This is a genomic window from Enterobacter sp. N5-15 (genome assembly GCF_057221635.1).
On sequence record NZ_CM170150.1, the window covers coordinates 3,055,296 to 3,075,536 of the forward strand.

21 protein-coding genes, 2 tRNA genes and 1 other annotated feature are annotated in these 20,241 nt (G+C 56.4%); of the genes, 13 read left to right on the forward strand and 10 right to left on the reverse strand.

Annotation, left to right across the window (positions count from 1 at the left end):
- Positions 1 to 7 precede the first annotated feature (7 nt).
- Positions 8 to 1,774: an aminopeptidase P family protein gene (locus AC2TE5_RS14550; RefSeq protein ID WP_484611890.1), complete on the forward strand. Its 1,767-nt coding sequence runs from the start codon at positions 8 to 10 to the stop codon at positions 1,772 to 1,774.
- 142 nt (positions 1,775 to 1,916) lie between these two features.
- On the opposite strand, the gene AC2TE5_RS14555 is transcribed toward AC2TE5_RS14550, so the two are convergent.
- Positions 1,917 to 1,992 (reverse strand) — tRNA-Asn (locus AC2TE5_RS14555).
- Positions 1,993 to 2,095: 103 nt separating this feature from the next.
- On the reverse strand, positions 2,096 to 3,550 hold the full coding sequence (gene emmdR, locus AC2TE5_RS14560) for a multidrug efflux MATE transporter EmmdR (RefSeq protein ID WP_484611891.1): 1,455 nt from the start codon (positions 3,548 to 3,550) through the stop codon (positions 2,096 to 2,098).
- Between the two features lie 161 nt (positions 3,551 to 3,711).
- Here emmdR and AC2TE5_RS14565 point away from each other — a divergent pair.
- Together AC2TE5_RS14565 and AC2TE5_RS14570 are read left to right on the forward strand one after the other, a co-directional pair.
- A tRNA-Asn gene (locus tag AC2TE5_RS14565) sits at positions 3,712 to 3,787 on the forward strand.
- Positions 3,788 to 3,840: 53 nt separating this feature from the next.
- Positions 3,841 to 4,176 (forward strand): gamma-glutamylcyclotransferase family protein, encoded by a 336-nt coding sequence (locus tag AC2TE5_RS14570; RefSeq protein ID WP_029739253.1) that lies wholly within the window; start codon positions 3,841 to 3,843, stop codon positions 4,174 to 4,176.
- A gap of 47 nt (positions 4,177 to 4,223) precedes the next feature.
- Here AC2TE5_RS14570 and AC2TE5_RS14575 read toward each other — a convergent pair whose 3' ends face one another.
- The 4 genes from AC2TE5_RS14575 to dacD form a co-directional block, all read right to left on the reverse strand.
- A complete protein-coding gene (locus AC2TE5_RS14575; RefSeq protein ID WP_008499467.1) occupies positions 4,224 to 4,559 on the reverse strand; it encodes a DUF496 family protein in 336 nt (111 codons plus the stop codon).
- Between the two features lie 158 nt (positions 4,560 to 4,717).
- The gene (locus AC2TE5_RS14580) at positions 4,718 to 5,776 is read right to left on the reverse strand and encodes an FUSC family protein (RefSeq protein ID WP_023312358.1); all 1,059 of its coding nucleotides are present in this window, start codon (positions 5,774 to 5,776) and stop codon (positions 4,718 to 4,720) included.
- Between the two features lie 92 nt (positions 5,777 to 5,868).
- A complete protein-coding gene (gene sbmC / locus AC2TE5_RS14585) occupies positions 5,869 to 6,342 on the reverse strand; it encodes a DNA gyrase inhibitor SbmC (protein WP_032646437.1) in 474 nt (157 codons plus the stop codon).
- Between the two features lie 119 nt (positions 6,343 to 6,461).
- Positions 6,462 to 7,628, reverse strand: coding sequence for a serine-type D-Ala-D-Ala carboxypeptidase DacD (gene dacD / locus AC2TE5_RS14590; RefSeq protein ID WP_213327950.1), 1,167 nt, complete (start codon positions 7,626 to 7,628; stop codon positions 6,462 to 6,464).
- A 198-nt stretch (positions 7,629 to 7,826) separates the two neighbouring features.
- On the opposite strand from dacD, the gene sbcB reads away from it, so the two are divergent.
- Positions 7,827 to 9,263 (forward strand): exodeoxyribonuclease I, encoded by a 1,437-nt coding sequence (gene sbcB, locus AC2TE5_RS14595; RefSeq protein WP_371745452.1) that lies wholly within the window; start codon positions 7,827 to 7,829, stop codon positions 9,261 to 9,263.
- Between the two features lie 128 nt (positions 9,264 to 9,391).
- Here the strand turns inward: sbcB and AC2TE5_RS14600 are convergent, their stop codons facing one another.
- The 4 genes from AC2TE5_RS14600 to AC2TE5_RS14615 form a co-directional block, all read right to left on the reverse strand.
- On the reverse strand, positions 9,392 to 10,750 hold the full coding sequence (locus AC2TE5_RS14600) for an APC family permease (RefSeq protein ID WP_023336236.1): 1,359 nt from the start codon (positions 10,748 to 10,750) through the stop codon (positions 9,392 to 9,394).
- A complete protein-coding gene (yoeI, locus tag AC2TE5_RS14605; protein ID WP_099458931.1) occupies positions 10,740 to 10,802 on the reverse strand; it encodes a membrane protein YoeI in 63 nt (20 codons plus the stop codon). The genes AC2TE5_RS14600 and yoeI overlap by 11 nt, the downstream gene beginning before the upstream one ends.
- 219 nt (positions 10,803 to 11,021) lie before the next feature.
- Complete coding sequence (locus AC2TE5_RS14610; RefSeq protein ID WP_213327951.1) at positions 11,022 to 11,951, reverse strand: LysR substrate-binding domain-containing protein; 930 nt, start codon at positions 11,949 to 11,951, stop codon at positions 11,022 to 11,024.
- Between the two features lie 41 nt (positions 11,952 to 11,992).
- The gene (locus AC2TE5_RS14615; protein ID WP_484611892.1) at positions 11,993 to 12,817 is read right to left on the reverse strand and encodes an SDR family oxidoreductase; all 825 of its coding nucleotides are present in this window, start codon (positions 12,815 to 12,817) and stop codon (positions 11,993 to 11,995) included.
- Positions 12,818 to 12,992: 175 nt separating this feature from the next.
- Between AC2TE5_RS14615 and hisL the strand changes: the two genes are divergently transcribed.
- The 9 genes from hisL to hisIE all read left to right on the forward strand — a co-directional run bounded on the left by hisL (position 12,993) and on the right by hisIE (position 20,209).
- Entirely contained in the window at positions 12,993 to 13,043 is a 51-nt protein-coding gene (gene hisL, locus AC2TE5_RS14620) for a his operon leader peptide (protein WP_001364200.1), read from the forward strand.
- Positions 13,019 to 13,142 (forward strand) — a sequence feature (His leader region). (Overlaps the previous gene by 25 nt.)
- A 45-nt stretch (positions 13,143 to 13,187) precedes the next feature.
- Complete coding sequence (hisG, locus tag AC2TE5_RS14625; RefSeq protein ID WP_484611893.1) at positions 13,188 to 14,087, forward strand: ATP phosphoribosyltransferase; 900 nt, start codon at positions 13,188 to 13,190, stop codon at positions 14,085 to 14,087.
- 5 nt (positions 14,088 to 14,092) lie between these two features.
- Positions 14,093 to 15,397 carry a histidinol dehydrogenase gene (gene hisD, locus AC2TE5_RS14630; RefSeq protein ID WP_484611894.1) on the forward strand — a complete coding sequence of 435 codons (1,305 nt, stop codon included), beginning with the start codon at positions 14,093 to 14,095 and terminating at the stop codon, positions 15,395 to 15,397.
- Positions 15,394 to 16,455 carry a histidinol-phosphate transaminase gene (gene hisC / locus AC2TE5_RS14635; RefSeq protein ID WP_202773370.1) on the forward strand — a complete coding sequence of 354 codons (1,062 nt, stop codon included), beginning with the start codon at positions 15,394 to 15,396 and terminating at the stop codon, positions 16,453 to 16,455. The genes hisD and hisC overlap by 4 nt, the downstream gene beginning before the upstream one ends.
- Positions 16,452 to 17,519, forward strand: a complete 1,068-nt coding sequence (gene hisB / locus AC2TE5_RS14640; protein WP_248208321.1) for a bifunctional histidinol-phosphatase/imidazoleglycerol-phosphate dehydratase HisB — start codon at positions 16,452 to 16,454, stop codon at positions 17,517 to 17,519. The genes hisC and hisB overlap by 4 nt, the downstream gene beginning before the upstream one ends.
- A complete protein-coding gene (gene hisH / locus AC2TE5_RS14645) occupies positions 17,519 to 18,109 on the forward strand; it encodes an imidazole glycerol phosphate synthase subunit HisH (RefSeq protein ID WP_484611895.1) in 591 nt (196 codons plus the stop codon). The genes hisB and hisH overlap by 1 nt, the downstream gene beginning before the upstream one ends.
- Entirely contained in the window at positions 18,109 to 18,846 is a 738-nt protein-coding gene (hisA, locus tag AC2TE5_RS14650; protein ID WP_213327957.1) for a 1-(5-phosphoribosyl)-5-[(5-phosphoribosylamino)methylideneamino]imidazole-4-carboxamide isomerase, read from the forward strand. The genes hisH and hisA overlap by 1 nt, the downstream gene beginning before the upstream one ends.
- The gene (gene hisF / locus AC2TE5_RS14655) at positions 18,828 to 19,604 is read left to right on the forward strand and encodes an imidazole glycerol phosphate synthase subunit HisF (RefSeq protein WP_484611896.1); all 777 of its coding nucleotides are present in this window, start codon (positions 18,828 to 18,830) and stop codon (positions 19,602 to 19,604) included. The genes hisA and hisF overlap by 19 nt, the downstream gene beginning before the upstream one ends.
- The gene (gene hisIE, locus AC2TE5_RS14660) at positions 19,598 to 20,209 is read left to right on the forward strand and encodes a bifunctional phosphoribosyl-AMP cyclohydrolase/phosphoribosyl-ATP diphosphatase HisIE (RefSeq protein ID WP_484611897.1); all 612 of its coding nucleotides are present in this window, start codon (positions 19,598 to 19,600) and stop codon (positions 20,207 to 20,209) included. Before hisF ends, hisIE begins: the two co-directional genes overlap by 7 nt.
- The last annotated feature ends 32 nt before the right edge of the window (positions 20,210 to 20,241 follow it).

A 20,241-nucleotide genomic window follows, 5' to 3' on the forward strand; every position in this document is an offset into this window, starting at 1 on the left:
AAAAACAATGTCCAGCACATCACCGCTCTCTGCTCTTCGCCACTGGCTTGAGGCCAGCCATCTCGACGGGATGATCGTCCCGCGGGCGGATGCCTGGCAGAGCGAATACTGCGCGCCCTACGACGAAAAGCTGGCCTGGCTGACGGGGTTTGACGGCTCGGCCGGCGTGGCGCTGGTGCTGAAAAACAAAGCGCTGCTGTTCGTCGACGGGCGCTATCAGGTTCAGGCTCGCGTTCAGGTTAATATGGACGAGGTTGAGATCCACCACCTGCACAACGAGCCGCTGGCAGAATGGCTTGCAGAAAACGTTGAGGCCGGGACACGCATCGGTTTTGACGCGCTGCTGATGACCAACTCGGAGTTTGAGCAGCTGTCTGCCACGCCGTGCGAGCTGGTACCTCTGAAGGCCTCGCCGTTTGACACCCTTTGGACTGACCGCCCTGCCGCGCCGGCGGGGCTTATCCGTGAAATGCCGGTTGAACACAGCGGCGAACGCAGCGCGGACAAACGTCAGCGCGTCGCCGCCGTGCTGGCCGCAAACAACGCTGACTATCTCGCCGTCACCCTGCCGGATAACATCGCCTGGCTGTTAAACGTGCGTGGCGCGGATATCCCTTACAGCCCGGTACCGCTCTCCTTTGCCCTTCTTGGTCGTGACGGTCACGTTGAGTGGTTTGTTAACGACAATAAGCTCAGCGCCCTGCCTGACGAAGTGCGCAACGCGTTCACCATTGCGCCGCAGGATACCTTTATTGAACGCTGCCAGCAGATTGCTGAAGGCAAACGGGTGATGATTGATGCCGATTCCGCGCCGGTGGCCCTGCGCTTCGCCATTGAGCCACGGGGAGACATTGTCTGGCGGACCGACCCCATCACTCTGATGAAAGCGACTAAAAACCCGGTCGAGCTGGCAGGCTATCGCGAGTGCCATCACCAGGACGGGGCCGCGTGGGTCAACTTCCTCGCCTGGCTGAGCCGTGAAGTGCCGCTGCGCGAGGCGGCAGGACAACCGCTCACCGAGCTGGACGCGCAGGCGCAGCAGCTTGCGTTCCGTCAACAGCAGCCAGGGTTCATCGAGCAGAGTTTTGAAACCATCTCCGCCTCTTCGAGCAATGCGGCGATGTGCCACTATCATTCGAGCGAGGCCAGCAATAAGCCCATCGGCCATGACCATTTTTACCTGAACGATTCCGGCGGCCAGTATGCTAACGGCACCACCGACGCCACCCGCACGCTGGCGTGGGGAAAAGTCGATCCGCAGCAGCGCCTTCACTACACAGCCGTGCTGAGAGGCTTCCTGTCGCTCATTACCCTGCAGTTTCCTTCCGGGACTCAGGGGCATCAGCTGGATGCGTTTGCGCGTCGCCCGCTGTGGGAGATGGGGCTGGATTACGATCACGGCACGGGGCACGGCGTGGGGCACCAGCTGCTGATCCATGAGAACCCGCATCGCATCGCCAAAAAGGTCAACCCGTGGCCGCTGGTGGCAGGCAATATCATGACTATCGAGCCGGGCTACTATCTGGGCGATAGCCACGGTATTCGTATTGAAAACCAGGTGGAGATTGTGGAGAGCCGTCCGGGGTTCTGCAGATTTGCCTCGCTGACGCTGATCCCGATCGACTTAAGTCAGGTTGAGCTGCATCTGCTGAGCGAGCAGGAAAAGCAGTGGCTGGATGAATATCATCAGCAGGTACGCGAGGCGCTCTCACCTCTGGTGAATAGCGATGCGCGTCCGTGGCTGGTTGAGGCGACGGCGCCGATTGGTGTGTAATTTCGTGCGATCTGGTGCCCTCACCCCAACCCTCTCCCACGGGAGAGGGTGCAAACACTAAAAACGGCAACCTTGTTGCCGTTTTGCATTTACCTTTCGCTGAAAAGCAAAAAGCCTGCTTTAAAAGCAGGCTTTTTAAATTTGGCTCCTCTGACTGGACTCGAACCAGTGACATACGGATTAACAGTCCGCCGTTCTACCGACTGAACTACAGAGGAATCGTGTGAACGGGGCGCATATTATCGATGCTCCCCCATGATGTCAAAGGCAGAATGCATATTTCCGATCGTTTGCCGAATTATTCTCCACTTCGCGCAATTGTCAGGCATTCTTTCGCAGATATTTCCACAGCCAGCGCCCGCTGACCATGCGCCAGTAGAACAGCGCGCCCCGCACGGCCCAGTCGAGGAACATCCCCAGCCAGACGCCGACCACACCCCATCCGAGCATCACCCCGAGCGTATACCCCGCGACAACGCGACATCCCCACATGCCGAGCATCGATACCCACATTGCAAAGCGGGCATCGCGCGCCCCTTTCAGCCCGGCGGGCAATACCCATGAGGCCGCCCAGATGGGCATAAAGGCCGCGTTGAGCCAGATGAGGATCTTAACGACCTCTTTAACGTCGTCTTCGTGGGTATAGAACGAAGCCATCAGCCCGGCAAACGGCGCGGTTCCCCAGGCGATCAGCGTCAGTCCAATGGTCGACAGCCAGAAGACGTGCCGCAGCTGCCGCTCCGCCTGGCCTATCTGCCCTTTCCCGAGCCGTTTACCCGTAATGATGGTCGATGCCGAACCCAGCGCGTTACCCGGCAGGTTAATCAGCGAGGCAATAGAAAAGGCGATAAAGTTACCGGCGATAACGTCGGTCCCCATCCCGGCAACAAACATCTGCGTGAGCAGCTTCCCGCCGTTGAACAACACCGATTCAATGCTCGCGGGAATGCCGATCCCCATCACTTCCCAGATAATGGCGAAATTAAAGGGACGGAAATAGCTTTTTAGCGTCAGACGCAGCGAGGGGGTGATCCCCGCCATCAGCACCCCAATAATGGCTACCGCGCCGATATAGCGTGAAATGGTTAAGCCCAGTCCCGCACCGACGAACCCCAGCCCCTCCCACGAGAACGCGCCGTAGATCAGCACGCTGCTGATCACGATATTCAGGATATTCATCCCGCCGTTGATCAGCAGCGGAATTTTGGTGTTGCCTGCCCCGCGCAGCGCACCGCTGCCAATTAGCGCAATGGCCGCCGCCGGATAGCTTAAGACGGTCATTTCCAGGTAGGTCAGCGCCAGGTCTTTAACCTCGTTCGTGGCCTCCCCGGCGACAAAATCGATAATCTCTTTACCGAAATAGTGGATCACCGCCGCCAGAACGATCGAAAAAATGGTCATGATCATCAGCGACTGGCGGGCCGCCTCGCGTGCACGTTTGGGGTCAAGCTTGCCGAGGCTAAAAGCCACCACCACCGTCGTCCCGAGATCTATGGCGGCAAAGAACGAGATCACCACCATGTTAAAGCTGTCCGCCAGCCCAACCCCTGCCATCGCCTCTTTTCCCAGCCAGCTCACCAGGAAGGTGCTCAGGACCCCCATCAGCAAAACGCAGGTATTTTCCAGGAAGATAGGCACAGCGAGAGGGGTGATTTCACGCCAGAACAGGACACGATAGCTTTTACGTTTTGCATACCATGGCGTGCGCTCTATCGCCTGGCGTAAGGAGGCAGTGACGTTCAAAATGGACCTTAGAGAGAAAAGTTGAAACTCCATTTCAAATGATGGGGGACAAATGCTAATCCTGCAAAGTATTTTCCAGAAAAAGATGTGTGGATTTACAACAAACTGACGACAGAATCAGCAATCGGTCGATTTTCCCTAAGATCAGGTTTGACAAAAGTTTTTTCGCCGCTAAGATAAGCCTCCACAACGATTCCTCTGTAGTTCAGTCGGTAGAACGGCGGACTGTTAATCCGTATGTCACTGGTTCGAGTCCAGTCAGAGGAGCCAAATTTAAAAAGCCTGCTTTTAAAGCAGGCTTTTTGCTTTGCGGATGAGGGAAAATGAACGCTCTGTTTGTCTACGGCACGCTGCGCCCGGGCCACTCTAATGCGCATATTCTTGAAAACATTGGCGGCGAATGGCTGGCCGGCTCCGTATCCGGTACGTTTTACGAACGCGGCTGGGGCGCTGCGGCGGATTTCCCGGGGATTGTGCTCCATCCGGACGGACCCCGCGTCGAAGGCTATCTGTTTATCTCTGATAACCTTGCCGCACACTGGCAAATGCTGGATGAATTTGAAGATGGCTACGATCGGGTTGAGGTCACGGTGACCACCCTTGAAGGCAAGCAGGTTAAGGCCTGGATTTATCAGCTACAGCCGCGTTCTGCATCATAAAAAAAGGCTCTCTGTCACCAGAGAGCCTTTTTTACTATTCGCTGCGATTACTCGCTTTTTGCTTCGCCGTTTTTGATTTCGCCCATCACTTTCAGCTTCTTGGAGATGTCGCGACGCTCTTTGGACAGCTCAGCGTTTTTGATGATGTAGTCATCAACGCGGTCTTCATAGTCGCTCTTCATGCTGGCGATGATGCCCTGAATAGCTTCAACGCTCATACCTGGCTTGATGTAGTCGCTCAGGTTGTCGAGCAGCAGGACACGTTTCTGGTTGTCACGGATCTTCTTCTCAACGTCCTGGATTTCACGCTGCAGTTTGTTTTTGCGGCGGAACAGGCGGACGAATTCCAGAACATCCTGGAACGAAGGCTTGGTAGTTTCCATTTTTACACCCCTGATAATGTGAGATTCGGATTCGTTAAGGCAACCGTTGTAACAATAACCTTACTGACAGCGGCTGCGAATGACAATGAGTATATCGTTTAAAGCTATCATAACCCCAATTGCTGCTGAATCGAAGCAGCAGCCGTCACATACGCCTTTTATTTGCGCAGCGCACGGCAAATAAGGTGCGATAACAGCTCAAGCTGCCGCGCCAGTTCCATGCTCAGCCACACGTAGCCATGAATTGGCGTTTCTGCCACGTTATCGCTCTGGCGTTCATTGATGAGCTGCTTCAGCTCCGCGACGATCTCATTCAGCCGCTCGCTGTTGGCCAGTATCGGCTGCGGGTTCCCTTCATAGAGCGCATGGGCGATGGTCAACAGCGTTTGCTGCGTCATCTGCTGGGTCTCTTTGAGGGTCTGCGCGTTAAGCATCAACAGATGGCTGGGACGCGAGGCCCAGTGGGCGTTGATTTGCAGTTCAAGCATGCAGACCAGATTGCGGCTTACCGTCTGGATGGCTTCAAAAATCGATTTCTGAATATGGGTTTCTTTGCTGGCGGGCGTGATCAGGCCGCGCATTTTAACCACGTCGTTGAGGATCGTTTGCAGATGCTTTTCCAGCCGGGGACGCTCAACCAGATTCGGGGAAAAACCGGCCTGGTAGACGCGGTTAAAGGCTGTGACGTAGTTAGCCATCTGAATACGCCAGTGCAGAAAAGCACGCTGTGGCCAGATACCGGTGAAAAGCATGGCCAGCAGTGACCCCAGGATGACATCCCCGCTTCGCCACAGCGCCGTGGTCATATCCCCGGCGGGCGCACCGACAACCACCGCGAGCGTAATACCAATCAGCAGCGCCTGATACGGCCTCTTACCCAGCGCCAGCCAGCCGCACAGGAACATGGCGGCACCGCACCATGCCAGCATCACGGGAAATGAGATGAGCTCCAGCTTCAGGGCGATAAGCCCAAGGGCCGAGCCTAAAACCGTCCCGCCAATTCGCTCGAAGGCGCGCGGAACAACGTTCCCCCAAAACGAGATGGGCCCCATCACCACCACCAGCGTGATCAGCGGCCATGTTCCTTCCGGAACATCCAGCAAACGGACCAGCACAAACGTCAACACGAAGGCCAGCGCGATGCGGCACCCGTGCACCACGCGGTAATGTTTGTACAAGCGAATTTCAAAAGGGGTTAATGATTTGTCGGGACGCACACCCGCTCTCCAGCTACACGGCAAATCACAATTGTACTGTGTTTTCAGCCGGGCGGATCGCTCCCAGCTGAAAAACCCTTCATTTAACAGGCTTAAACCGTTTTATGCTCTACCGCGATATACATTTCGATATCCCAGTAGCCGTCTGCATTCCCGTCATTGAGATAGCGTTCGAAGCAGGGTTTGAGCGCCATCTGGTACTTATTGTCCTGCAGCAGGGAATTAAAGAACTGATACCACGGCGTGGCGAAGTCGTAGTTTTCCACGCGCGCCGTCGCCACGGCATAATCCCCGGCCGCGATTTCCGTCATCATGACGCCTTCGCTGTTTTCCGGGATGACGAAATCATCCGGTACCGTAACGGCCGTATCGCAGCGCAGTTTTTCTGCCGGGACCTCATCCGGATTATCGTAGTAGACCGCAACCCACTCCAGCGGCTCAATGTGACGCCCGTCCACCCACATCACCAGCTGTTCAAAGCCCTGTTTTACCGTTTGTTCCCACGGTCCGACCAAATGAAAACCGGCAATCTTACGTTTCTGTTGCTGCTTAATGCTGTAGTCCATGCTGCCTCCATTTATTACTGTATATACATACACTATAAAGCGAGTTCTGAGCGTTCAGCAAACGTGAAGTGTTTATTATGTGAGCAGACTCGCAACCCTGCCAGTCTGCTCATCTGCCGTTAGAGCGTGTGATGCAGATAATCGCTCATGCGAGAGAACAGGCCGCCTTTATCAACGGCTTCCAGCGTCACCAGCGGCCAGTGCGCCACCACTTTGTCGCGGTCATAGAGCTGGATCTCACCCACCCGCTGATGCGCGGCAATCGGCGCTTCCAGCTCTTTTTTATCCAGCACGTATTTGGCTTTGATGTTCGGCACTTCCGCTTTCGGCAGGGCCAGCCAGAAGTCCTGGTCGGTACCCAGTTTCACCTGCTCCTTATCGCCGTACCAGATACGCTCTGTCCCCACTTTTTTACCGCTGTGCAGGATCTGCACCGTATCGAAATTCTGCTGCCCCCAGTGCAGCAGTTTTCGGGCCTGGTCCTCGCGCCCTTTCGGGCTATCCGCCCCCATGACAACCGCGATTAAACGGCGCTGCCCGTCAACGGCGGAAGCAATCAGGTTAAAGCCCGCCCCCGAGGTATGTCCCGTTTTAAGCCCGTCCACGTTCATGGTTTTATCCCACAGCAGGCCGTTACGGTTCTGCTGGGTGATCCCGTTCCAGGTCAGGCTCTTTTCGCTGTACATATGATAAAACTCAGGCTCGCCGTGGATGATGGCGCGGGAGAGTACGGCCAGGTCATAGGCCGAGCTGTGCTGGCCCGGCGCGTCCAGCCCGTGGACGGTTTCAAAATGCGTATCGCGCAGGTTCAGCTTTTGCACGTAGTCGTTCATCATCTTCACAAACTGCGGCTGACCGCCCGCCACGTGATCGGCCAGCGCCACGCAGGCGTCGTTTCCGGAGTCGACAATCAGGCCGCGGCTTAAGTCACGCACGGAGACGCGATCGCCCTCTTTCAGAAACATGAGCGACGAGCCGTCAAAAACCGGGTTGCCTTTAGCCCACGCGTCACGCCCTACGGTGACAATGTCGTCCGGCGTAATGCGGTGGCTATCAATGGCCCGATCAACCACATACCCCGTCATCAGCTTGGTCAGGCTCGCCGGATTACGTTGTTGATGTTCGTTGCCCGCCGTTAAGATCTGACCAGTCGTGTAGTCCATCAGCACCCAGGAGCCAGCCTGAATGGCCGGAGGCTGCGGCGAAAAATCCAGTGGTTCGGCCGCAAAAGCAGATGAGATACTCGAAGCGAGTAAAGAAACAGCAATAAACAGACGGCGTTTCAACGGTATATCCTCAGGTCATTAAAAATCGATGACCTTTTTACGGGAGTTCTGATGTCGTTACCTGGCTTAATTGCAAAAAAATGTGACAGAACGCAGATTTTTCTCTGAAGCTGGCGCGCAAATTTGCGCCACGGCGGTGCTTTTTATTCGGTCTGGACCGCGCGATCGTTTACCATAGTGACGTCATTTTTTAACAGGATGGTATTACTGGTGTCTGACTCTGCCGCTCGCCCGACTTTTTTGTTCCACGACTACGAAACCTTTGGCACGCACCCGGCGCTGGACCGACCGGCGCAGTTTGCCGCCATCCGTACCGACGACGAATTCAACATCATTGGCGAGCCTGAGGTCTTTTACTGCAAACCGGCTGATGACTACCTGCCGCAGCCCGGGGCGGTCATGGTCACCGGGATCACCCCTCAGGAAGCGCGGGAGAAAGGCGTTAACGAGGCAGAATTCGCCCGACGCATCCACGACCTGTTTACCGTCCCCAATACCTGCGTGGTCGGTTACAACAACATCCGCTTCGATGACGAAGTGACGCGCAACATCTTCTATCGTAACTTTTACGATCCCTATGCCTGGAGCTGGCAGAACCGCAACTCACGCTGGGATTTACTCGACATCATGCGCGCCTGTTATGCCCTGCGTCCTGAAGGCATTAACTGGCCGGAAAATGAGGAAGGGCTGACCAGCTTCCGGCTGGAACACCTGACGCGCGCTAACGGTATCGAGCACAGCAATGCCCACGACGCGATGGCGGACGTCTATGCCACCATTGCCATGGCGAAGCTGGTGAAAAGCGCGCAGCCCCGGCTGTTTGAGTATCTGCTGAGCCACCGCAGTAAACAGAAGTTGACCACGCTGATTGATGTGCCGCAGATGAAGCCGCTGGTGCATATTTCCGGCATGTTTGGCGCCTGGCGCGGAAATACCAGCTGGGTCGCCCCGCTGGCCTGGCATCCGGATAACCGTAATGCGGTCATCATGGTGGATTTGGCCGGCGATATTTCACCGCTGCTGGAGCTTGACAGCGATACCCTGCGTGAACGGCTTTATACCCCGAAAAATGAACTCGGGGATCTGCCTGCGGTGCCGGTCAAACTGGTGCATATCAATAAATGTCCGGTCCTGGCGCAGGCCAATACGCTACGCCCGGAAGATGCGGACAGGCTGGGCATAAACCGGCAGCACTGCCTCGATAATCTGAAAGTGCTGCGCGATAATCCTCAGGTGCGCGAGAAAGTGGTCGCCATCTTTGCCGAGGCGGAGCCTTTCGTTCCGTCAGAAAACGTCGATGCCCAGCTCTATAACGGTTTCTTTAGCGATGCCGATCGCGCGGCGATGAATATCGTTCTGCAAACCGAGCCGCGTAACTTGCCTGCGCTGGATATTACCTTCGCCGATAAACGCATCGAAAGGCTGATGTTTAATTACCGCGCGCGTAACTACCCGGGAACCCTGGATGAAGCGGAACAGGATCGCTGGCTGCAGCATCGTCGCAATGTCTTTACCCCGGAGTTCCTTAATAGCTATGCCCAGGAGCTGGAAATGCTTTATGGGCAGTATGAAGGGAATGCTGAAAAACAGGCACTGTTGAAATCCCTGTTCCAGTACGCGCAAGAGATAGTCTGAAATTCACAGATAAAAAAACCGGAGACGATAGTCTCCGGTTTTTTTTGCCCGGTGGCGCTGCGCTTACGCGGGCCTACGGGTGTGTTTTTTTGTAGGCCGGGTAAGCGCTAGCGCCACCCGACACGGTATTACGCGACGTCTTCGTACTGAGGAACCGGGTTACGGAAGCTCTTCGTGACGCAGGCCAGGTAAACCAAACCGATAGCACCCCAGATCAGACCCAGAACCATAGAGCTCTCTTCCAGGTTAATCCACAGCGCGCCCACGGTCAGGGCACCACACACTGGCAGCACCAGATAGTTGAAGTGGTCTTTCAGCGTTTTGTTGCGCTTCTCACGGATCCAGAACTGGGAAATCACGGAGAGGTTAACGAAGGTAAACGCCACCAGCGCACCGAAGTTAATCAGCGCGGTCGCCGTCACCAGGTCGAATTTAATCGCCAGCAGGGCAATAGCGCCAACCAGCAGCACATTCCACGCCGGAGTACGCCATTTCGGATGAACGTAGCCGAAGAAACGGGTCGGGAATACGCCGTCACGGCCCATCACGTACATCAGACGAGAAACGCCTGCGTGTGCCGCCATGCCGGACGCCAGTACGGTCACGCTGGAGAAGATCAGCACGCCCCACTGGAAGGTTTTACCCGCAACATACAGCATGATTTCAGGCTGTGACGCATCCGGATCTTTAAAGCGAGAAATATCCGGGAAGTACAGCTGCAGGAAGTAGGAAGCTCCGATAAAGATTAGGCCGCCAATCAGCGCTGTCAGGAAAATCGCTTTCGGGATCACGCGCTCAGCATCTTTGGTCTCTTCGGACAGAGAAGAGATACCGTCAAAGCCCAGGAACGAGAAGCACAGAATCGTCGCACCGGTAATCATCGGCACAACGTGCGCACCTTCAGACCAGAATGGACGCGTGCTGGTCAGCGTACCTGCACCTTCACCGTGAGAAACACCGTAGATGATCAGGCCAACGATAACCGCCACAATGCCCATCTGCAGAATAACAATCAGGGTGTTGAAGTTCGCCACGGTCTTGATGCTGCGCAGGTTAGAGATGGTCATAAAGGCCACCAGCGCGACAACGAAGATCCACGATGGAACAGAAGGCACCAGCGCTTCGAAGTAAATTTTTGCCAGCAGAATGTTGATCATCGGCATGAACAGATAGTCCAGCAGAGATGACCAGCCCACCATAAAGCCAACCGCCGGGCTGATGGATTTTTGGGCATAGGTGTAGGCAGAGCCTGCAGACGGGAAACGGCGAACCAGTTTACCGTAGCTCAGCGCAGTAAAGAGAATAGCGACCAGCGCAAAGGCGTAAGCCGTTGCCACGTGACCGTCTGTGAGGCCCGATACGATACCGAATGTATCGAACAGCGTCATCGGTTGCATATAGGCGAGGCCCATCATAACAACCGGAATCAACGTAAGCGTTTTACGTAATTCCACGCGAGAGGTGTTTGGAGTTGCGTTATGCGACATAGTTATTCTCCTTTACGGTGATAACCGCCACGTAAGCGAAAAATTGCCCCATTTCTTTCTTCCTCAGCGACAACAACTGTCGGATTTTAGTAAATATCTATCCGGTACGAAGCCCGGCCTCTTGGTTTTTAGTTTCGTTTCGTACATGCAAAAAAAAATAACCGACGCCTTTTATATCGTCGATTATTCATTTGGTTGCAGCGGCGGCATTTTGCCCCACATCGGATACAAAAGGCAATACTTTGCAAAGCACGGGACAATTTTCTTTTTGCTAACTGGCTGATTTCTGGACGCCGGGCTGAGAGTAAACGGCGGCGATAGCACTATTTGCTAAAATCTCGTCCCGCCACCAGGCGCTGGCCAGCCCGGCTGTTTGTTCATTCCAGCCTACCCACACCGAGTCATTACTGCTTTGAGCAAGCACCTGTTTTTCAACAAGCGCACCGCTGTCAATAAACCGCTGCGCCAGATAGCGGGGTAAATAGCCGCAGCCCAGGCCGCTTATTTGCAGTTCCAGCTTGGTTTTATAGTCGAAAACGGTAATGGCCTCCTGCTCATCAAGCAGCTGCGAGGAGACCGAACATTCCGGACGAGAGCTGTCCCCGACCACGATGGCGCGATAGCCTTTAATCACGCGACGGTTAATAGGCTCGGGTTCCTGAGCCAGGGGATGATGGGGCGCTACGGCAAACACCTGCTCGAGCACGCCCAGCCGGGCAAAACCAAAATCACTCAGTTGAGGAGGCTCATGGAGTGCACCGACAAAAATATCCGCCCTGCCCTGCGTTAAGGCATCCCAGGAGCCCCCCAGCACGCCGTTGATAAAGATAAGCCGGGTGACGCTGTGGTGTTGATAAAAGGCTTCAATCAGCGGCGTCAGGAGAGAAAACGGAAAGGTATCATCCACGCCAATAACCAGCTCGTTTTCCCACCCCTGATGGAGTTTAACGGCCTGTTTTTCGAGTTCACGGACGGTATGAAGGACTTCGCGGCCTTTTTCCAGCAGCATCTGTCCGGTACGGGTAAAACGGGCGCGGTGCCCGGAGCGATCGAGGATCTGGATATTGAGATCGCTCTCCAGTTTTTGAACGGTATAGCTCAACGCAGATGGGGTTTTGTAGAGCTTTGCCGACGCAGCGGCAAAGCTCCCCTCTTTTTCCAGTGCATCCAGAATAATAAGAACATCCAGCAGCGGTTTCATGTTCGCCCCCTTCTGGTGTGCGATCGTCTCCGCTGCGGGACTTATTCCATGGGCATCACCAGCGGATCGGGATACTGATACTCAAACCCCAGCTCATGACAAATGCGATTGCCATCAACAATTTTGCCTTTACTGTCATCCTTTGCCTCACCGAAAACCGGCGCCGCCAGGCCCAGCTGACGTGCCATCAGCGGGTAAAACGTGCTGCGCGCCGGATGAGACGGTGCACATATATTATAGATGTGTCCACCTTTCGGAGCCTGTAGGAGTAGCTCAATTGCGCCAACAACATCGTCAAGATGTACAAGATTGACGACATGCTCGCCGTCTGGCGCAGATTTCCCGGCAAAAAAGCGTCCCGGATGGCGGCCAGGGCCCACCAGCCCCGCCAGACGTACGATATCGACCTGCGTGCCGGGAAGATGATGCAGCCAGTCTTCCAGCTCTTTCAGAACCTGACCGCTCGTCGTCACGGGACGGCGCTCGGAGCTCTCTTTCACCACGCCCTCAACCTCGCCATAGACCGACGTCGAGCTGGTAAAAATGATGCGCGGAACATGGTGCGCCAGCGCGCTGTCGACGATCTCCTGCATCGCCTGCAGATAAAACGACTCGCCCGGCCCGCTGCGCCGCGCGGGTAGCGTGATCACCAGCGCATCGACGTTCATCAGCGTGTCCAGATCGTCAGCATCACACACCAGCTCCGGTTCAAGACGCAGTTCAACGCCATCAATACCGCACATGCGCGCTGCCTCTACCCCATCCGCCGTGGTTTTGCTCCCGGTCACCTGCCAGCCTTTCGCGGCTAATGACATCGCCAACGGCATTCCCAGCCATCCTAAACCGACAATCGCGACCTTTTTCATGCGAATTCTCCTGACTCTTACTCGTCTTTTATAAGGCTACGCCAGCCTGGCAGAACACACAATTCATAGCATCAATATGAAATGAATTAATGATCAAAAAAAGCCCTTGCAATATGTCGTACAACTGGTTTAGGTTAAAAGACATCAAATGAATAAGCATTCATCGAGAATTTATATGACACGCGTTCAATTTAAACACCACCATCATCACCATCATCCTGACTAGTCTTTCAGGCGATGTGTGCTGGAAGACGTTTGGATCTTCCAGTGGTGCATGAACGCATGAGAAAGCCCCCGGAAGATCTTCTTCCGGGGGCTTTTTTTTGGACCGAATTCGGACAGGTTAAAACAGGTTAACGAGGAATAAAGAATGTTAGATAACTCACGCTTACGCATAGCTATTCAAAAATCAGGCCGTTTGAGCGACGACTCACGCGAACTGCTGGCCCGCTGCGGGATTAAAATTAACCTGCACACCCAGCGCCTGATTGCTCTGGCTGAAAACATGCCCATCGACATTCTGCGCGTGCGTGATGACGATATTCCCGGCCTGGTCATGGATGGCGTCGTTGACCTCGGCATCATCGGTGAAAACGTGCTGGAAGAAGAGCTGCTGACCCGCCGCGCGCAGGGCGAAGATCCGCGTTACTTCACCCTGCGTCGTCTGGACTTCGGCGGCTGCCGCCTGTCGCTGGCTACGCCGGTTGATGAAGCGTGGGACGGCCCGGCCGCGCTGAACGGCAAACGTATCGCCACCTCTTACCCTCACCTGTTAAAGCGTTATCTCGACCAGAAAGGCGTGCAGTTTAAATCCTGCCTGCTGAACGGCTCTGTTGAAGTCGCACCGCGTGCGGGTCTGGCGGACGCCATCTGCGATCTCGTCTCTACCGGCGCGACGCTGGAAGCGAACGGTCTGCGCGAAGTGGAAGTCATCTACCGCTCTAAAGCGTGCCTGATTCAGCGCGACGGCGACATGGCCGACACCAAGCAGCAGCTGATCGACAAGCTGCTGACCCGTATTCAGGGCGTGATTCAGGCGCGTGAGTCCAAATACATCATGATGCACGCCCCAACCGAGCGTCTGGATGAAGTGATTGCCCTGCTGCCGGGCGCTGAGCGCCCAACCATCCTGCCGCTGGCGGGCGATCAGCAGCGCGTGGCGATGCACATGGTGAGCAGCGAAACCCTGTTCTGGGAAACCATGGAAAAACTGAAGGCGCTGGGCGCAAGCTCCATCCTGGTGCTGCCTATTGAGAAGATGATGGAGTAATCGCCATGAGCTTTAACACAATCATCGACTGGAATAACTGTAGCGAAGCACAGCAGCGCGCGCTGCTGATGCGCCCGGCGATTTCCGCCTCCGAAAGCATCTCACGCACCGTGGCGGAGATCCTGGACAACGTCAAAGCCCGTGGCGATGACGCGCTGCGTGAATACAGTGCAAAATTTGATAAGACGGAAGTCGGCGCATTACGGGTAACCGAGCAGGAAATCATTGATGCCAGCAATCGTCTGGGTGACAACATCAAACAGGCGATGGCCGTCGCGGTGAAAAACATTGATACCTTCCACACCGCGCAAAAGCTGCAGACCGTGGATGTCGAAACCCTGCCCGGCGTGCGTTGCCAGCAGGTCACGCGCCCGGTTGCATCCGTTGGCCTCTATATTCCTGGCGGCTCTGCTCCGCTTTTCTCCACCGTACTGATGCTGGCGACTCCCGCGCGCATTGCCGGGTGTCAGAAAGTGGTGCTTTGCTCACCGCCACCGATTGCCGACGAGATCCTCTATGCGGCGAAGCTGTGCGGCGTGCAGGCGGTATATAAAGTGGGCGGTGCGCAGGCGATTTCAGCCCTGGCGTTCGGCACGGAATCCATTCCAAAAGTCGACAAAATTTTTGGCCCGGGCAATGCGTACGTGACCGAAGCCAAGCGTCAGGTCAGCCAGCGTCTGGACGGCGCGGCCATCGATATGCCTGCCGGTCCGTCTGAAGTGCTGGTGATTGCCGACAGCGGCGCAACGCCGGACTTCGTTGCCTCCGACCTGCTTTCTCAGGCGGAACACGGCCCGGACTCGCAGGTCATCCTGCTAACGCCGGATGCCGATATGGCGAAACGCGTGGGCGAAGCCGTTGAGCGTCAGCTTGCCGACCTGCCCCGCGCCGACACGGCACGCCAGGCGCTAGCGGCCAGCCGCCTGATTGTGGCGCGCGATCTGGCGCAGTGCATTGCCATCTCCAACCAGTACGGTCCGGAGCACCTGATTATTCAGACCCGCAGCGCGCGCGATCTGGTCGACAGCATTACCAGCGCGGGCTCGGTGTTCCTCGGCGACTGGTCACCGGAGTCCGCGGGGGATTACGCCTCCGGCACCAACCACGTGCTGCCCACGTATGGCTACACCTCTACCTGCTCCAGCCTGGGCCTGGCGGATTTCCAGAAACGCATGACCGTGCAGGAACTTTCCCGCGAAGGGTTTGCGTCACTGGCTTCTACTATTGAAACCCTCGCAGCCGCCGAGCGACTGACCGCCCACAAAAATGCCGTTACGCTGCGCGTTGCAGCCCTGAAGGAGCAAGCATGAACATTGAAGAATTAGCCCGCGAAAATGTCCGTCGCCTGACGCCTTACCAGTCTGCGCGTCGTCTTGGCGGCAAAGGGGATGTCTGGCTGAACGCCAACGAATTCCCGACGGCGGTGCAGTTTGAGCTGTCCCAGCAAACGCTGAACCGCTATCCGGAGTGTCAACCGAAAGCGGTGATTGAAAACTACGCCCAGTACGCGGGCGTGAAGCCGGAGCAGGTGCTGGTCAGCCGCGGCGCGGACGAGGGCATTGAACTGCTGATCCGCGCCTTCTGCGAGCCGGGCAAAGATGCGGTGATGTACTGCCAGCCGACCTACGGCATGTACAGCGTCAGCGCGGAAACGTTCGGCGTGGCGTGCCGCAACGTGCAGGCGCTCGAGAACTGGCAGCTGGATCTGCAGGGCATTGCCGACAATCTCGATGGCGTAAAAGTCGTCTTTGTCTGTAGCCCGAACAACCCGACCGGACAGATTATCAACCCGCAGGATATCCGCACCCTGCTGGAGATGACGCGCGGTAAAGCCCTGGTGGTGGCCGACGAAGCCTACATCGAGTTCTGCCCGCAGGCGACGCTGGCAGGCTGGCTGGAAGAGTATCCGCACCTGGTGGTGCTGCGTACGCTGTCGAAAGCCTTTGCCCTCGCGGGTCTGCGCTGCGGATTCACCCTGGCGAATAAAGAGGTCATCGACCTGCTGCTGAAAGTGATCGCCCCGTACCCGCTCTCCACGCCGGTTGCCGACATTGCGGCACAGGCGCTGACGCCTCAGGGAATCAACGCGATGCGCGAGCGCGTGGCGCAAATCCTGGCGGAACGTCAGTATCTGGTGACCGCCCTGAAGGATATTCCCTGCGTGGAGCAGGTGTTCGACTCGGAAACCAACTACATCCTGGTGCGCTTCACCGCCTCCAGCGCCGTATTTAAATCTTTGTGGGATCAGGGCATTATCTTACGAGACCAGAATAAACAACCTTCTCTGAGCGGATGCCTGCGCATTACCGTCGGCACCCGTGCAGAGAGCCAGCGCGTGATTGACGCCCTGAAAGCGGAGAAAGTATGACCCAGAAGATCCTTTTCATCGATCGTGACGGCACCCTTATTTCGGAGCCACCTGCCGATTTTCAGGTCGATCGATTCGACAAGCTGGCTTTTGAACCGGACGTGATCCCGGTGCTGCTTAAGCTGCAAAAAGCAGGCTTTAAGCTGGTGATGATCACCAACCAGGACGGTCTGGGTACCGACAGCTTCCCGCAGGCGGATTTTGACGGCCCGCACAACCTGATGATGCAGGTGCTGACCTCTCAGGGCGTGGTATTTGATGACGTGCTGATTTGCCCACACATGCCGGCCGACGAGTGTGACTGCCGTAAGCCAAAAGTGAAGCTGGTAGAGCGCTACCTGGCTGAAGATGCGCTGGATAAAACCAACAGCTATGTCATCGGCGATCGCATCACCGATATCACGCTGGCGGAAAACATGGGCATCGCGGGGCTGCGCTACGACCGCAACAACCTTAACTGGGCGAAGATTGGCGAACAGCTGACAAAGCGCGACCGCTATTCCCACGTTGAGCGCAACACCAAAGAGACGCAGATTGATGTGAAGGTCTGGCTGGACCGTGAAGGCGGCAGCAAGATCCACACCGGCGTCGGCTTCTTCGACCACATGCTGGACCAGATTGCCACCCACGGCGGCTTCCGCATGGAGATCGCGGTAAAAGGCGACCTCTATATTGACGATCACCACACCGTGGAAGATACCGGCCTGGCGCTGGGCGAAGCCCTGAAGCTGGCGCTTGGCGATAAGCGCGGTATTAACCGTTTTGGCTTCGTTCTGCCGATGGACGAGTGTCTGGCGCGCTGCGCGATGGACATCTCCGGTCGTCCGCACCTGGAATATAAGGCCGATTTCACCTATCAGCGCGTGGGCGATCTGAGCACCGAAATGGTGGAGCACTTCTTCCGCTCACTGTCCTACACCATGGGCCTGACGCTGCACCTGAAGACCAAGGGCAAGAACGATCACCACCGCGTGGAGAGTCTCTTCAAAGCCTTTGGCCGTACCCTCCGCCAGGCGATTCGCGTGGAAGGTGACGCCCTGCCCTCGTCGAAAGGAGTGCTGTAATGAACGTGGTGATTCTGGATACCGGATGCGCCAACCTGAACTCCGTGAAATCGGCAATTGCGCGCCACGGCTATGAGCCGGCGGTGAGCCGTGACCCGGACGTGGTGCTGCGCGCCGACAAACTCTTTTTACCGGGCGTGGGAACCGCGCAGGCCGCGATGGATCAGATTCGCGAACGCGAGCTGGTCGATCTGATCAAAGCCTGTACCCAGCCGGTACTGGGCATTTGCCTGGGCATGCAGATCCTGGGCCGCCGCAGCGAAGAGAGCAACGGCATTGACCTGCTGGGCATTATTGACGAAGACGTGCCGAAAATGACCGACCACGGCCTACCTCTGCCGCATATGGGCTGGAACCGAGTTTATGCCAAAGCGGGCGACAGGCTTTTTCGCGGCATCGAAGATGGCGCGTATTTTTACTTCGTGCACAGCTACGCCATGCCGGTGAACGTGAATACGATCGCCCAGTGCACCTACGGCGAGGCGTTTACGGCAGCCGTACAGAAAGACAATTTCTTCGGCGTGCAGTTTCACCCGGAGCGCTCCGGCGCCGCTGGCGCGCAGCTGCTGAAAAACTTCCTGGAGATGTGATGATTATTCCCGCTTTAGATTTAATTGACGGCACGGTTGTCCGTCTCCACCAGGGCGATTACGGCCAGCAGCGAGACTACGGAAACGATCCGCTGCCGCGTCTGCAGGATTATGCCGCCCAGGGTGCCCAGGTGCTGCATCTGGTGGATTTGACCGGCGCGAAAGACCCGGCAAAGCGCCAGATCCCCCTGCTCAAAAATCTGGTCGCCGGTGTTGATGTGCCCGTACAGGTCGGCGGCGGCGTGCGTACGGAAGATGACGTTGCGGCGCTGCTGGACGCTGGCGTGGCCCGCGTGGTGGTAGGTTCAACCGCGGTGAAAGCTCCTGAGACGGTGAAGGGCTGGTTCCGCCGCTTTGGCGCTGACGCCCTTGTACTGGCGCTGGACGTGCGTATTGACGAACAGGGTAACAAGCAGGTTGCCGTCAGCGGCTGGCAGGAAAATTCCGGCGTGACGCTGGAAGAGCTGGTCGATATCTATCTGCCCGTCGGCCTGAAGCACGTGTTATGCACGGACATCTCCCGCGACGGAACGCTCGCGGGCTCCAACGTCTCGCTGTATGAAGAGGTCTGTGCGCGTTATCCGCAGGTAGCGTTCCAGTCTTCTGGTGGTATCGGTGATATTGCCGACGTGGCCGCGCTGCGCGGTACCGGTGTACAGGGTGTGATTGTGGGCCGGGCCCTGCTGGAAGGTAAATTTACTGTGACGGAGGCGATTCAATGCTGGCAAAACGGATAATTCCTTGTCTTGACGTACGCGATGGTCAGGTCGTGAAAGGCGTGCAGTTCCGCAACCACGAGATCATTGGCGACATCGTCCCGCTGGCAAAACGCTATGCTGATGAAGGCGCAGACGAGCTGGTCTTTTATGATATCACCGCTTCCAGCGATGGCCGCGTGGTCGACAAAAGCTGGGTAGCGCGCGTGGCGGAAGTGATCGACATTCCGTTCTGCGTGGCGGGCGGGATTAAGTCCGCTGACGACGCCGCCAAAATTCTCTCTTTTGGTGCCGACAAGATTTCTATCAACTCCCCTGCCCTGGCCGACCCGGAGCTGATCACCCGCCTGGCCGATCGTTTTGGCGTACAGTGTATTGTGGTTGGGATCGACACCTGGTATGACGCCGCAACGGGCAAGTACCACGTCAACCAGTACACAGGAGATGAAAGCCGCACGCGCGTGACGCAGTGGGAAACGCTCGACTGGGTGCAGGAAGTGCAGAAGCGTGGTGCGGGCGAGATTGTCCTCAACATGATGAACCAGGACGGCGTGCGTAACGGGTATGATCTCGAACAGCTGAAAAAAGTCCGTGCGGTCTGCCACGTTCCGCTGATTGCCTCCGGCGGCGCGGGCACCATGGAACACTTCCTCGAAGCCTTCCGCAATGCCAACGTGGACGGCGCGCTGGCCGCGTCCGTGTTCCACAAACAGATTATTAATATTGGTGAGTTAAAAACGTACCTGGCCGACCAGGGCGTGGAGATCAGGGTATGTTAACAGAGCAACAACAGGCGCAGCTGGACTGGGAAAAAACGGACGGATTACTGCCGGTGGTTGTCCAGCATGCCGTCTCAGGTGAAGTGCTGATGCTGGGGTATATGAACCAGGACGCGCTGGCGAAAACGATCGACAGCGGCAAAGTCACATTTTTCTCCCGCACGAAACAGCGCCTGTGGACCAAAGGGGAAACCTCGGGCCATTTCCTCAATGTGGTCAGCATGGCGCCCGACTGCGATAACGACACCCTGCTGGTGCTGGCAAACCCGATTGGGCCGACGTGCCACAAAGGGACCAGCAGCTGCTTCGGCGAGACGAGCCACCAGTGGTTGTTCCTGTATCAGCTGGAACAGCTGCTGGCAGAGCGTAAAACGGCGGATCCTGAGAGTTCCTACACCGCGAAGCTGTACGCCAGCGGAACCAAGCGTATCGCACAGAAGGTAGGTGAAGAAGGCGTTGAGACAGCGCTGGCAGCGACGGTGCATGACCGGGAGGAGCTGACGAATGAAGCGTCCGATTTAATGTATCACCTGCTGGTGCTGCTGCAGGATCAGGAGCTGGATTTGACGGTGGTGATTGAAAATCTTCGCAAACGTCACAAATAAAAAAACCGGGGATAATCCCCGGTTTTTTTTAA

Coding starts and splice junctions, on each gene's coding strand:
- AC2TE5_RS14550 (WP_484611890.1), top strand. CDS start 8: ATGTCCAGCACATCACCGCTCTCTGCTCTTCGCCACTGGCTTGAGGCC.
- emmdR (WP_484611891.1), bottom strand. CDS start 3,550: ATGGAGTTTCAACTTTTCTCTCTAAGGTCCATTTTGAACGTCACTGCC.
- AC2TE5_RS14570 (WP_029739253.1), top strand. CDS start 3,841: ATGAACGCTCTGTTTGTCTACGGCACGCTGCGCCCGGGCCACTCTAAT.
- AC2TE5_RS14575 (WP_008499467.1), bottom strand. CDS start 4,559: ATGGAAACTACCAAGCCTTCGTTCCAGGATGTTCTGGAATTCGTCCGC.
- sbmC (WP_032646437.1), bottom strand. CDS start 6,342: ATGGACTACAGCATTAAGCAGCAACAGAAACGTAAGATTGCCGGTTTT.
- sbcB (WP_371745452.1), top strand. CDS start 7,827: ATGGTATTACTGGTGTCTGACTCTGCCGCTCGCCCGACTTTTTTGTTC.
- AC2TE5_RS14600 (WP_023336236.1), bottom strand. CDS start 10,750: ATGTCGCATAACGCAACTCCAAACACCTCTCGCGTGGAATTACGTAAA.
- AC2TE5_RS14610 (WP_213327951.1), bottom strand. CDS start 11,951: ATGAAACCGCTGCTGGATGTTCTTATTATTCTGGATGCACTGGAAAAA.
- AC2TE5_RS14615 (WP_484611892.1), bottom strand. CDS start 12,817: ATGAAAAAGGTCGCGATTGTCGGTTTAGGATGGCTGGGAATGCCGTTG.
- hisG (WP_484611893.1), top strand. CDS start 13,188: ATGTTAGATAACTCACGCTTACGCATAGCTATTCAAAAATCAGGCCGT.
- hisD (WP_484611894.1), top strand. CDS start 14,093: ATGAGCTTTAACACAATCATCGACTGGAATAACTGTAGCGAAGCACAG.
- hisC (WP_202773370.1), top strand. CDS start 15,394: ATGAACATTGAAGAATTAGCCCGCGAAAATGTCCGTCGCCTGACGCCT.
- hisB (WP_248208321.1), top strand. CDS start 16,452: ATGACCCAGAAGATCCTTTTCATCGATCGTGACGGCACCCTTATTTCG.
- hisH (WP_484611895.1), top strand. CDS start 17,519: ATGAACGTGGTGATTCTGGATACCGGATGCGCCAACCTGAACTCCGTG.
- hisA (WP_213327957.1), top strand. CDS start 18,109: ATGATTATTCCCGCTTTAGATTTAATTGACGGCACGGTTGTCCGTCTC.
- hisF (WP_484611896.1), top strand. CDS start 18,828: ATGCTGGCAAAACGGATAATTCCTTGTCTTGACGTACGCGATGGTCAG.
- hisIE (WP_484611897.1), top strand. CDS start 19,598: ATGTTAACAGAGCAACAACAGGCGCAGCTGGACTGGGAAAAAACGGAC.